The 11,345-nt window shown below is 64.2% G+C and carries 10 protein-coding genes; 7 read left to right on the top strand and 3 right to left on the bottom strand.

Features of this window, described 5'->3' with window-relative positions:
• Nucleotides 1–91: 91 nt before the first annotated feature.
• The 4 genes from ACEN9O_RS04370 to ACEN9O_RS04385 all read left to right on the top strand — a co-directional run bounded on the left by ACEN9O_RS04370 (nucleotide 92) and on the right by ACEN9O_RS04385 (nucleotide 6,762).
• A complete protein-coding gene (locus ACEN9O_RS04370; RefSeq protein WP_495616421.1) occupies nucleotides 92–871 on the top strand; it encodes an ABC transporter ATP-binding protein in 780 nt (259 codons plus the stop codon).
• Nucleotides 872–874: 3 nt separating this feature from the next.
• On the top strand, nucleotides 875–2,071 hold the full coding sequence (locus tag ACEN9O_RS04375; protein ID WP_495616422.1) for an ABC transporter permease: 1,197 nt from the start codon (nucleotides 875–877) through the stop codon (nucleotides 2,069–2,071).
• Between the two features lie 206 nt (nucleotides 2,072–2,277).
• The gene (locus tag ACEN9O_RS04380; protein WP_495616423.1) at nucleotides 2,278–3,171 is read left to right on the top strand and encodes an ABC transporter ATP-binding protein; all 894 of its coding nucleotides are present in this window, start codon (nucleotides 2,278–2,280) and stop codon (nucleotides 3,169–3,171) included.
• Nucleotides 3,172–3,180: 9 nt separating this feature from the next.
• Nucleotides 3,181–6,762, top strand: a complete 3,582-nt coding sequence (locus ACEN9O_RS04385) for an ABC transporter permease/M1 family aminopeptidase (RefSeq protein ID WP_495616424.1) — start codon at nucleotides 3,181–3,183, stop codon at nucleotides 6,760–6,762.
• Nucleotides 6,763–6,862: 100 nt separating this feature from the next.
• On the opposite strand, the gene ACEN9O_RS04390 is transcribed toward ACEN9O_RS04385, so the two are convergent.
• The 3 genes from ACEN9O_RS04390 to ACEN9O_RS04400 form a co-directional block, all read right to left on the bottom strand.
• Entirely contained in the window at nucleotides 6,863–7,342 is a 480-nt protein-coding gene (locus tag ACEN9O_RS04390) for a hypothetical protein (protein ID WP_495616425.1), read from the bottom strand.
• 92 nt (nucleotides 7,343–7,434) lie between these two features.
• The gene (locus tag ACEN9O_RS04395; RefSeq protein ID WP_495616426.1) at nucleotides 7,435–7,917 is read right to left on the bottom strand and encodes a hypothetical protein; all 483 of its coding nucleotides are present in this window, start codon (nucleotides 7,915–7,917) and stop codon (nucleotides 7,435–7,437) included.
• Nucleotides 7,918–8,021: 104 nt separating this feature from the next.
• Nucleotides 8,022–8,936 carry a LysR family transcriptional regulator gene (locus ACEN9O_RS04400; RefSeq protein ID WP_495616427.1) on the bottom strand — a complete coding sequence of 305 codons (915 nt, stop codon included), beginning with the start codon at nucleotides 8,934–8,936 and terminating at the stop codon, nucleotides 8,022–8,024.
• A 74-nt stretch (nucleotides 8,937–9,010) separates the two neighbouring features.
• Between ACEN9O_RS04400 and ACEN9O_RS04405 the strand changes: the two genes are divergently transcribed.
• Genes ACEN9O_RS04405 through ACEN9O_RS04415 form a run of 3 tightly spaced genes read left to right on the top strand, consistent with a single transcriptional unit; the run spans nucleotide 9,011 to nucleotide 11,305 of the window.
• Entirely contained in the window at nucleotides 9,011–10,036 is a 1,026-nt protein-coding gene (locus ACEN9O_RS04405) for an NADP-dependent oxidoreductase (RefSeq protein ID WP_495616428.1), read from the top strand.
• Nucleotides 10,033–10,701, top strand: coding sequence for a hypothetical protein (locus tag ACEN9O_RS04410; protein ID WP_495616429.1), 669 nt, complete (start codon nucleotides 10,033–10,035; stop codon nucleotides 10,699–10,701). The genes ACEN9O_RS04405 and ACEN9O_RS04410 overlap by 4 nt, the downstream gene beginning before the upstream one ends.
• Nucleotide 10,702: 1 nt before the next feature.
• Complete coding sequence (locus tag ACEN9O_RS04415; protein ID WP_495616430.1) at nucleotides 10,703–11,305, top strand: hypothetical protein; 603 nt, start codon at nucleotides 10,703–10,705, stop codon at nucleotides 11,303–11,305.
• The last annotated feature ends 40 nt before the right edge of the window (nucleotides 11,306–11,345 follow it).

Here is an 11,345-nt window from a genome sequence, read left to right on the forward strand (position 1 = left end):
CGACTATAGCAAGACATTTGTACAGCGAGTGGCTTGCGCGCGAGAATTTTTACATGCTACTCTTGAAATATTTTTAACAAGGGACAGAACAATGATCGAGGTCAGGGGTCTCGCCAAGCGTTTTCGCCTGCCGTCGCGCGGCGGCAAGCCGGCCCAGGCGCGCGATCCGCGCGATCACGACGGCTGGTTCCACGCGGTGCGCGACGTCAGCTTCCGCTGCGCCCCCGGTGAGGTGCTGGGCCTGCTTGGTCCCAACGGCGCCGGCAAGACCACCACCCTGCGGTTGCTGTCCACCGCACTGAAACCCGACGCAGGCAGCATACACGCCAACGGCGTCGACCTGCTGCACGATCCCGTGGCGGCGCGCCAGCACATCGGCTTTTTATCCGGCACCACCGGCCTCTACGGCCGCCTGACCGCGCGCGAAAACGTCGAATACTTCGGCCGCCTGCACGGCATGAGCCCGCCCTACCTGAAGCGCCGCTGCGACGAGCTGTTCGAACTGCTGCAGATGACCGAGTACGGCAACAAGCGCGCCGACCAGCTGTCCACCGGCATGAAGCAGAAATGCTCGATCGCCCGCACCGTGGTGCACGAACCGCAGATCGTCATCCTCGACGAGCCGACCACCGGCCTGGATGTGATGTCGGCCAAGATCCTGCTGGACTTTATCGCCAGCTACAAGGCGCTGCGCGTGCCGCTGATCTTCTCCACCCACCACCTGCACGAGGTGGAAAAGCTGTGCGACCGCGTCTGCGTCATCAACCACGGCAAGACCGCCTTCCACGGCACGGTCGACGAGCTGCGTCACCTGGGCGGCAGCGCCGACCTGTACGACGCCTTCGTCGGCGTCATCAACCAGGAGGCCTGAGCCATGTGGATCATCTACCTCAAGGAATTGCTGGAACTGGCGCGCGACCGCCGCACCTTCTTCTTCACCGTGTTCATCCCGGTGTTCGCGATGCCGCTGATCTTCACCGGATTCGGCTACGTTTCGCAGAGCATGTTCAAGCAGGCCAGCCAGGCCGAGATGACCTACTCCATCTTCGGCAAGGACAACGCGCCCAGGCTGGCCGAACGCTTCGCCAGGGAAAAAGGCTTCCGCGAAGTGGTGCTGGGCAGCCCGGCCGACATCAAGACCGCCATCGGCGACGACCGCATCAAGTTCGCGCTGGTGATACCGGCCGGCTTCGAAGCGAGCCTTGCCCAGCATCAGCAAGCGGTGATCGCGCTGCACTACAACAGCGCGGTCACGGTCGACCTGACGCGCAAGCGCGTGATGTCGGTGATTGGCGGCCAGAACCGCCTGCTGCGCGAACAGGCGCTGTCCGCGCTCAACCTCAACAAGGAGCAGCTGCGCTACGCGCTCGACCCGATCACGCTGGAAGACCACTCCACCGCCGACAAGCGCGAGCAGATGGGCGCCGTGGTCGGCGGCATGCTGCCCTACATCCTGCTGATGGTGTGCCTGATGGCCGCTATGTATCCGGCGATCGACACCGGCGCCGGCGAGAAGGAACGCGGCACGCTGGAGACCCTGCTGCTGGCGCCGGTCTCGCGCACCGCGCTGGTGATGGCCAAGTTCCTGATGCTGTTCACGGTGGGCCTGACCTCGGCGCTGCTGATGATAGGCAGCATGGGCATGCTGCTGACTTTCTTCGGCCCCATGCTGGGCGGCGACCTGGTGCAGATGGTGCGCGCCATCGGCCTGCTGGACCTGACCATGGTGGCGCTGATGCTGGTGCCCACCGCCGCCATCTTCGCCGCCATCCTGCTGTCGATCTCGGTCTACGCCAAAAGCTACAAGGAGGCGGCCGGCCTGATCTCGCCGCTGATCATCGTGACCGTGCTGCCAACCCTGGTGGCGCTGCTGCCCGGTGTCGAGCTGAACTGGAAATGGGCGATGGTTCCGATGACCAATGTTTCCCTCGCGATGAAGGAATTGGTGAAAGGAACGATGGACTACAGCATGTTCTGGGTCATCCTGCTGTCGACCACGCTGACTGCCGGCGCCCTGCTGGCCCTGTGCCGCTGGTGGTTCAACCGCGAGCAGGTTTTGTTTAGAAATTGAATAAGTTGTCTATTCAACCAGCATGAATCCGGCCGTTTCGCGCTGCCGTCTGGTCGGCCATTTTTGCACTCTGGCGCGCCGTTTGCGCCGCCTATCGCAATGGCGCCCCATGTATAGAACAAATTCAATACAATGCCATCATGTGAAAAGTGTATGGCCGTGCAGAAACGCGGAGCAGACACCGGCAGAATCATTCAGGAGTTAGCATGGAATTACGCATCAGCAACTTGTCTAAAACCTACGGCAATGGCGTCGTGGCGCTGGACAATATTTCGCTCACCATCCCGGCCGGGATGTTTGGCTTGCTCGGCCCCAACGGCGCCGGCAAGTCCACGCTGATGCGGACGCTGGCGACCTTGCAGGAGTGCGATTCCGGCTCCGTGTTCCTGGATGACATCGATGTGCTGGACGAAAAGGACGAAGTGCGCCGCCTGCTGGGCTATCTGCCGCAGGACTTCGGCGTGTACCCGAAAGTGACGGCTTATGAACTGCTGGACCATTTCGCCGTGCTCAAGGGCCTGTCCAACCGCAACCGCCGGCGCGAGGTGGTCGACGGCCTGCTGCAACAAACCAATCTGTTCGACGTGCGCAACCAGCGCCTGGGCGGCTTCTCCGGCGGCATGCGCCAGCGCTTCGGCATCGCCCAGGCGCTGCTGGGCGATCCCAAGCTGATCATCGTCGACGAGCCGACCGCCGGCCTCGACCCGCAGGAACGTGTGCGCTTCCACAACCTGCTGTCCGACATCGGCGACGACAAGACCGTGATCCTGTCGACCCACATCGTCAGCGACGTGGCCGACCTGTGCGCCAACATGGCCATCATCAACAAGGGCCATCTGCTGCTGTGCGGCCCGACCCAGGAACTGATCCACGACGTCAGCGACAAGATCTGGGCCCGCTTCATCGACAAGCGCGACCTGCCGTCGTTCCAGCTGCGCCATCCGGTCATCTCGTCGCGCCTGCTGTCCGGCCGCACCCTCATCCACGTCTACAGCGAGACCGATCCCGGCGACGGCTTCGAGGAAGCCATCGGCGACCTTGAAGATGTCTACTTCGCCACCATCGCCGGCCGCCATCGCGCCGCGGCCACCTGCGATTAAGGCGGCCGCATGTTTTCCATCGCCTACTTTGAAGCGCGCCAGCGCCTCAAGCTGCTGTCCACCTGGGTCTACTTCCTCGGCTTCCTGGCGCTGTCGCTGCTGTGGATGGCCGCCGCCGGCGGCGTCTTCAAGGGCGCCTCGGTCGCCTTCGGCAGCCAGCTGATCGACTCGCCGCGCTCGCTGATGTTTACCACCAGCGTGCTGGCCTCGCTGGGCGTGGTGGTGATGGCCGCCATGATGGGCCGCTCGGTGCAGCAGGACTTCGAATACGACATGCAGCACTTCTTCTTCTCGGCGCCGATCAAGAAGCACCAGTACATGTTCGGCCGCTTCCTCGGCGCCTACCTGACGCTGGCCATCATCTTCACCAGCATCCTGCTGGGCGCCTGGCTGGGCAGCTACATTCCCGGCATCGACGCCGAACGGCTGGGCCAGCCTGGCCTGCTGGGCTACGTGATCCCCTACCTGATCGTCATCCTGCCCGACATCTTCATCTTCGGCGCCGTGTTCTTCATCCTGGCCGCGCTGACGCGGCGCATGCTGCCGGTCTACATCTCCAGCGTGGTCATGCTGATCGGCTACATCGTCGCCCCCGGCCTGGCGCGCGACCTCGACTACAAGACGCTGGCCGCGCTGATCGACCCCTTCGGCACCACCGCCGTGATCCGCCTGACCGAATACTGGCCCATCATCGAGCGCAACAGCCGCATGTTCTGGCCGGAGGGCGTGTACCTGCTCAACCGCGTGCTGTGGTGCTCGTTCGCGCTGGCCGGCCTGCTGCTGGGTTACTGGCGCTTCCACTTCATCGCCACCATCGACAGCGGCGCCGGCAGCACCAGCCGCGGCGAAGGCGAGGCGCCGCTGCACCTGTCGACCCAGTCCACCAGCACCCAGGAAACGCCGGACTTCCAGTCGCGCAGCCTGGCCGCGCTGCTGTTCAAGATGAGCTGGCTGAGCCTGCGCGAAACCACCAAGAACATCTACTTCCTGGTGCTGGTGCTGGCCGGCGTGCTGATGATGCTGGCCAGCGCGCTGGACATGGGCTCGATGTTCGGCACCACCACCTACCCGGTCACCTACCTGGTGCTGGAGTCGGTGTCGGAAACCTTCGCGCTGTTCATGTTCGTCATCACCACCTTCTACGCGGGCGAGCTGGTGTGGCGCGAGCGCGAAGCGCGCATGGCGCAGATGCTGGACGCGCTGCCGATTCCCAGCTGGCTGCCGATGCTGTCCAAGCTGATCGCGCTGATCGGCCTGCAGACCCTGCTGATGGTGGTGGTGATGGTGTGCGGCATGGCGATCCAGATCGCCAAAGGCTATTTCATCCTGGAGCCGGGGCTGTATCTGTACCACCTGTTCCTGCTGCAGCTGCCGGCCTACGCGCTGTCGGCCGTGCTGGCGATCGCGCTGCAAGTGCTGATCAACCAGAAATACCTGGCCTACTTCGCGATGATCGTCTACTACCTGGCCAGCATCACGCTGGGCACGATCGGCGTCGACGATCCCATGCTCATCTACGGCAACACGCCGAGCTTCATCTATTCCGCCATGAACGGCTACGGCCATTACCTGGCGCGCGAGCGCTGGTTCGAGCTGTACTGGGCCGGCGCCGCCGTGCTGCTGGTGGTGCTGTCGCTGCTGTTCTGGGCGCGCGGCACCAACGACGGCTGGCGCCAGCGCCTGCAACTGGCGCGCCACGCGCTGACGGTGCCGGTGCTGAGCACGGTGGCGGCCGGCCTGCTGGTGTTCCTCGGCGCCGGCAGCGTGGTGTTCTACAACACCCACATCGCCCACTGTTTCAAGTCGGCCTACCAGAAGGATGCCGAACACGCCGACTACGAGCGCAAGTACAAGAAGTTCGCCGTGGTGCCGCAGCCACGCATCACCGACGTCAAGCTGGACGTCGCCATCGCGCCGAGCCAGCGCAGCCTGGTTGTCAAGGGCCGCTACCTGCTGGAGAACAAGACCGCGCAGCCGATCAGCGATGTGCTGGTCTACCAGGACAACACCACCACCCAATTCAAGGTGCGCTTCAGCCAGGACGCGCGGCCGGGCTTCCAGGATGACGACCTCGGTTTCTACAGCTACAAGCTGGCCAAGCCGCTGGCGCCGGGCGCGCAGCTGACGATGGACTTCGACGTGGTCTACCTGCCCGAAGGCATCCTCGGCATGGGCCAGGACACGCCGGTGGTCGGCAACGGCACCTTCTTCAACAACGGCGTGCTGCCGCACATCGGCTACCAGCAGGCGATGGAACTGAACGACGCGCGCGACCGCAAGCGGCACAGGCTGCCGGCACGCGAACGCATGCTGCCGCGCGACGACCCGGCCGGCCTGGCCAACAACGTCGCCGGCAACGACGCCGACTGGATCAGCTTTGACGCCACCGTCAGCACCAGCGCCGACCAGATCGCCGTCGCGCCCGGCACGCTGGTCAAGGAATGGAGCAAGCAGGGACGGCACTACTATCACTACAAGATGGACCAGCCCATCCTGAACTACTACGCCATCCAGTCGGCGCGCTACCTGGTCAAGCGCGACTGGTGGCAGGACGTCGGCATCGAGCTGTACTACCATCCCGGCCACGAGTACAACCTCGACCGTATGGACAAGGGCATCAAGGAATCGCTGGACTACTACACCCGCAACTTCGGGCCCTACCAGCACAAGCTGGTGCGCATTGTCGAGTTCCCGCGCTACGCCACCTTCGCGCAATCGCTGCCGACCACGATAGCGTATGCGGAATCGATAGGCTTCATCGCCAAGGTCAACGACAAGAGCCCGAAGGACATCGACTACCCGTTCTACGTCACCGCGCATGAAGTGGCGCACCAGTGGTGGGGCCATCAGCTGGTCGGCGGCAACACCCGCGGCAGCACGGTGCTGAGCGAAACGCTGGCCGAATACTCGGCGCTGATGGTGATGAAGAAGAACTTCGGCGCGGACAAGATGCGGCGCTTCCTGCACTACGACCTGGACCTGTACCTGATGGGCCGGGCGATGGAGCGCAAGAAAGAACTGCCGTTGGCGGACAACGAAAACCAGAACTACATCCAGTACCGCAAGGGCAGCCTGGCGATGTACCAGTTGCAGGACATCCTGGGCGAGGCCAGGATCAACGCCGTGCTGAAGGACTTGCTGACGCAGTATGGCCGCAAGAGCGGGCCGTATCCGAGCGTCACGGTGCTGGTCGACGCGCTGCGCAAGATCACGCCGCCCGAGCAGGCCTACCTGATCGACGACCTGTTCAACAGCATCGTGCTGTACGAGAACCATGCGGTCTCGGCCACCGCGCGCAAGCTGGCGGACGGCAAGTACGAAGTGACGTTCGCGGTCAGCGCCGCCAAGGTGCGGGCCGACGACCAGGGCGCGGAAAAAGATACGCCGTTGAAGGACTGGATCGACATCGGCATCGACGACAAGGACGGCAACGCCCTGTACCGCGAACGCAAGCTCATCGAGCGCAAGGACAATCTGTACACGGTGATCATCAACGGCCGTCCGGGCAAGGCCGGCATCGATCCCGACAACAAGCTGATCGACCGCAAGCCCGACGACAACATGATCAACGTCGAGCTGCTGGCCCAGTAAATACGACTGGGGTCAAGTCTGACATTCGGACACGAGCTCTGCCGTAGGCGCCTGCCTACGGCAGAGCTCGTGTCCGAATGTCAGACTTGACCCCACTGTTTTAGGCGGTGACTTGCAGGGAGCTGACCAGCCCGGCGTTGTAGGAGTCTTCGATGAGGGTGCCGGCCAGGCTGGGATTGGCCTTGAGCAGGTCCGCCCAATTGGCCGAGGCCTGCTCCGACAGCCCGCTGACCGTCCCGGCGCCGGTGTAGACGCCCGACGCCGACGGCGCCGAGGCCAGCGAGGAAAGAATCGCCTGATCCTGCGCTTGCTGCGCCGTGGCGGAAGTATCGACATTGCTGCCGTCGGCGGGAACAGTGACCGGCTCGGCCGTCGTGCCGGCCTGTTGCAAGGTATCCAGCAAGCCGGACGGCGTGTAGACCGCGGCCCCGGTCGATCCGCCCAGCGACGCCACCACGGCCGACTCCGCCGAGAGGCTGACAGCCGCGGACGACAAGGCCCCCGCCGCCGTACTGGAGACGACGGGCACATACGGCTGGTAAGCCGGACTTGCGCTAACGGAGTTGAGGGCGATGGTCATGATAACTTCAATATAGTTGCTCGCCGCACGTGGCGCAAGCGTAAAAAAGCCGGGCGTTTTGGAGGCGCCCGGCTTGCTTGAAATTTCAGCAATCAGATTTTGGCAGCGTCGTGGTCGCGCTTGACCTTGTCCGCATGGCGTTCCAGCTTCTCGTCGTGGCGCGCCAGTTGCTCCTGGTGCTTGTCGGCGCTGCGGCGGGCGATCACTTTTTCGTCATGCTGGATGGCCTGCTTCTCCACCTTGATGTTTTGCTGCTCGGCACGGCGCGCCTGGTCCAGCTGCTGGGCGCCGGCCAGGTCGCCCTTCTTGATGTCGGTGTGTTCGGCGCGGGCCAGCGCGTTGCGTTCGCCGCGTTCCGCTTGCAGTTGCTGCTGACCTGCCGCCACCTGGCTTTGCTTGGCCGCGATCACCGCGTTGTCGCGCTTGATCTGGCGAGTATCCTGGTGGATCTCTTTGACGTCCCGGCGGATCTGAGCATTGTCCTGATGGACTTGTGCCACTGGATTGGTTTGCGCGAAAGCTGCGGCGCTGATCATGGAAAGCACGCCGGCGATCATCAGGGATTTGGTTTTCATGATTATGTTCCTTTTCTAGTGGTTGGCAGATCGCTGTTCATCAGCGTCTTGAGCAATTAACGCGACCGCCCTCGCGACAGACGACCACAGTTCCGTAAGAAAAGTTACGAGTTGTATCCTGCAAGCGCGGCCGCCAGCTCGCGCTGCCAGGTGCTGGCCTTCGCGCCGTTCCACACCAAGGCCACCTGCTCCACGCATTCGAACGCGCAATCGGTGACGCGGATGCGGCGCAGCTCGGGATCGGCCAGCGCGAAGTCCGGCAGGTAGGCCAGCGCCTCGCCGGACTTGACCAGCGCCAGCAGCAGTTGCAGATCGTCGGTCCAGTAGCGGATCTTGCGCGGCAGCTGGTCGTCGCGCCAGCCGTCGGAACGGGCGCCGCGCTGCACGCCGCAAAACAGCGAGCGCGACGGGCAGGCGAAATCGTGCGCCAGCACTTGCGCCGTATCCGCCTCCAGCAGCGGTGCCGGCGACAGCGACGTAACCAACGGATGGCGCAGCCCCGCCACCAGATGCAAGGTCACGCTGCCCAGCGGCGTGACCTGCCATTCGTCCGACCAATGTTCGCCGCGTCCCTCGATGACGTCGCCGGTGACGATGGCGGCGTTGATATCGCCACGCAGCAACGCCGCCAGCGCCTCATCCTCGAACATGGCCTGCATGCGCAGGCTGGCTTCCGGATAGGCGCGCAACGCCTGCGACAACATTTGCCCATGCCTCCACAGCAGGATCGCCGGACCGGCGACGCGGCTGTCCACGGCGGCGCGTTCACCCATCAGGTCGGCCTTGGCCTGGTCGGCCAGCGCCAGCAGGGTCTGGGCGCGAGCCAGCAGCAACTGGCCGCTGTCATTCAGCACCAGCTGCTTGGCGCTGCGGTCGAACAGCGGCTTGCCCAGGCCATCCTCCAGCCGCTTGAGCGCCTTGGACACCGCCGACGGCGTCAAATGCAGCTCCAGCGCGGCCGCGCCCAGCGACGGACGGCGGGCAGCGCTGACAAAAACACGCAGGTCGGAAAGATTCATGATGTCCAAACAGGATATGAAAGATGAATTTAAGTTGCTTTACTGGATACGAAGAGCATCTTACCATCTGCAGCATGACGACACTCACCCAACAACAATGGATCTATCGCCGGCAGCCCGTCGGCCAGATCACGGCCGAGCACTACGAGCTCGTTGAACAACAACTATCGACCGCGCTGGGCGACGGCGAGGTGCTGATCGAAGCGCGCTGGTTCAGCGTCGATCCGTACATGCGCATCGGCCAGTCCAGCAAGCCGACGTACGACACCGATCCCCATCCACTCGACACTGTGCAGCAAGGCGCGGTGGTGGCGCAGGTGCTGGCGTCGAACGCAGCCGGCTTCGCCATCGGCGACTGGGTGCAAAGCTACACCGGCTGGCAAACGCATGCACGCGTCCACGCCAGCGGCCTGAAGCGCATCGATCCGGAACTGGCGCCGGTGACCACCGCGCTCGGCGTGCTGGGCATGCCGGGCCGCACGGCCTGGTTCGGCCAGACGGAATCGGGCAAGCCGCATGCGGGCGAGGTGGTGGTGGTGTCCGGCGCGGCCGGCGCGGTGGGATCGTTGGTGGTGCAGTTCGCCAAGCGCCACGGCGCGCGCGTGCTCGGCATCGCCGGCGGCGCGGCCAAGTGCGGCTGGCTGCGCGATACGCTGGGCGCGGACTGGGCCATCGACTACAAGGCCTATGCCGACGCCGACGCGCTCGGCGCGGAAATCAAGCGCCTGACCGGCGGCGTCGATGTGTATTTCGATAACGTCGGCGGCATGGTGACTGATGCGGTGATCCCGTTGATCAACCGCCGCGCGCGCATCGTCATCTGTGGCCAGATCAGCCAGTACAGCGGCGGCCTGGAGACGCCGGAACTGGGGCCGCGCCTGCTGCATCACATGCTGTACCAGCGCGCCACGATCCAGGGCATGCTGGCGCGCGACTACCTGCACCGCATGGACGAGATGATACGCATCGTCGCGCCGTGGGTGAAGGCGGGCGAGATCGTGTTCGAGGAAACGGTGATCGACGGCTTCGAGCAACTGCCGTCGGCACTGAACTCGCTGTTCACCGGTGAGCATCGCGGCAAGCTGCTGGTGAAGGCATGAGGGCCGCGCTGCTAGCGCTGGCCTTGATAGCCGGCAGCGCCGGTGCGGCCGATGCCAGCTACGGCGAGCACGGTATGGCGCTGTTCGGGGGCGAGGAAGGTCTGTACGCATCGCACCTGCCGATGTTCCATGCGCCGCACGACTACCAGGTGATCCTGCAAGTGCACGTGGCTGATCCCGCCACCGACGCGGCGCTGCGCCGTCGTCTCGACGGCAAGACCGCGCTGTGGACCGTCGCACCGGAGAAGTTCGAACTGTCGCGCCTGGCGCCATCGAGCGCGGCGCCGCTGCGGCAGTTCAAGGCCGACCTGGTGCTGGGTCATTTCGAGCAAGGCGGCAAGACGCAGTTCGCCGCCTCCACCGTCGTGGTCGACAAGGTGCTGATGTACCGCCAACTGTCGCCGGCGCAGAAGACCAGCGCCGACGCCAGCTACGTGCAGATCGGAACGGGCAAACAACGCTACCTGGTCAAGCAGATCGACAGCCGGCCGGATTTCGATCACATCGTTTCGTACACGGCGGCGGGTGGCGCATCGACAGCGGCGATCACGCTGAACAAGCAAGCCTTGCAGCAGCCGGACGCGCGGTCGCTGGCGGCAGCGCTGCATGTGCCCGCCAGCTCGATTCGTGGTACGGTCTACTTTTATACCGACGACTTGAAGTGACATGGTTCCAGCAGAATACGAAGGCGTGTGGCGCCGCAGCGGCATCTGGCGCAGCAACGGCAGCAGCGACCTGACCACTCAAGTGTGGTGGTTCCAGGCAGAGCGCTATCACATCGACCTGCGCATTCCCGTCGACCGCAACGGCATCAACGGCTTCGCCGGCGAGACCGTGGTGGAAGGCGAGCGCTGCACCTGGCATCCCGCCATCGCCTATCCCGCCCTCAGCAGCGAGCTCGACGCCGGCTGGATGCGCTTCGACGATGCCGACCACGTGCACGAAACCGGCCTCGACAACAGTTACGAGGAAGACTGGTATCGCGAGGCCAGCGGCGCCATGCACGGCCAGCGGCTAGAAGATCCGCACAGCGATCAACTAGCCTACCTGCTGATCAGCGACGACTGGCTAGCCTGGGCCTGCGGCAGCCCGAAGGGCGCCTGCGAGATCACCGTCTACCGGCGCGAGCAGCAGCAATGGATCGCCATCGCCTCCAACGTGGCCACGACCACGCCCGCGATCGCGCTCAGCAAGAAGGATGCTCTGCAATGGCAGGCCGGCCAACTGATCGAAGTGTCCATGAAGCCGGGCACTGCCTGGCGCGTCTAACCCCAGCCGGGGTCAAGTCTGACATTCGGACACTGACTGA

It is taken from the genome of Duganella sp. Dugasp78 (genome assembly GCF_059491455.1).